Genomic DNA, 1,235 nt, shown 5'->3' on the forward strand with positions numbered 1-1,235 from the left:
GGCTGCGGATTCAACCGGTCGATGCAACAGTTTGATTGAACATTTCAGCAGGGGTTTGGAAGTTGAGAGTCTTGCGCGGTCTCTCGTTCAACCGCCGCGCTAGAGCATTCAGCTTGGCCTGTGAGTAGGTCGAGACATCGATACCCTTGGGAAGGTACTGTCTGAGCAGACCGTTCGTGTTCTCGTTGGTTCCGCGTTGCCAGGGGTTCTGAGGATCACAGAAGTACACCTTGATGTCGGTCGCCAGGGTGAACTGCTTGTGGCCTGACATCTCTGATCCTCGATCCCAGGTCAGCGACTTGTAGAGTTCCTGCGGCAGCTTGCGAGCATTCTTGACCAACGCGTCGACGACCGTTTCCGTGTCCTTGCCAGTGAGCTTCACCAGCATCACGTAGCGCGTTTGTCGCTCGACGAGTGTTGCGATCTGGCTGTTGGAACTTCCGAACAGCAAGTCGCCTTCCCAATGGCCAGGCACTGCTCGATCTTCTGCCGTGGCTGGGCGCTCGCTGATCGAGACCGCATCCACGATTCTTCCGTGGATGTCTGTCTTCTGCGTGTAGTGGCGCGAGCGACGCATGCCTCGCGTGCGCCTCAGATGCTGCAGCAGCTCCTTCTTCAAGGCGCCGCGGGCTTGAATGAACAGGCTGCGGTAGATGGTCTCGTGTGACACGTGGCAGGTCTCGTCGCTCGGATAAGTATGCTTGAGCCACCCTGCGATCTGCTCCGGCGACCACTGAAGCTGGAGCTTGTCTGCCACGATGCGTGCCAAGGCTCGGTTCTCGGCCAGCTTGCAGAGCTTCGGGCGATGGGCTCGGTCCCAAGCCGCCTGGTCCGCGCGGGTTGCCCGATAGCAACCCTGACCACCATTGCGTTTGATCTCGCGGCTGACCGTGGAGGGTGCTCGCTCGAGGATCGTTGCGATTGCGCGGATCGAGAAGCCGGCCACCATCGCGCGCGAGATCTCCTCTCGCTCGGCCAAGGTCAGCGCAAGGCTGGAACGGCGGCGCTCCGGCGGCCGTATGCCGCCTGTCTCGGCCAGGATCTGGCGTATCGACCCATGGTGTCGATCGAACATCCCGGCGATCTGGTGGAGGGTCTGACCTTGCTTCCAGCGCTCCCACATGAGCGCCTTCTGGCTGTCCGTGTAGTAGGTCCGCGTTCGATACTTCATCTGCAACATCCTTCTGCCTACGGCAGTTTTCAGTGTGTTGCATCGACCGGTTGAATCCGCAGCC

Annotated in this window: 1 protein-coding gene; it reads right to left on the reverse strand. The window is 60.2% G+C overall.

Features of this window, described 5'->3' with window-relative positions:
* Positions 1 to 10: 10 nt before the first annotated feature.
* Positions 11 to 1,171: an IS30 family transposase gene (locus tag QTH90_RS31505; RefSeq protein WP_286668525.1), complete on the reverse strand. Its 1,161-nt coding sequence runs from the start codon at positions 1,169 to 1,171 to the stop codon at positions 11 to 13.
* Positions 1,172 to 1,235 lie beyond the last annotated feature (64 nt).

This window comes from Variovorax flavidus, from assembly GCF_030317145.1.
Classification (GTDB): Bacteria; Pseudomonadota; Gammaproteobacteria; order Burkholderiales; family Burkholderiaceae_C; genus Variovorax; species Variovorax flavidus.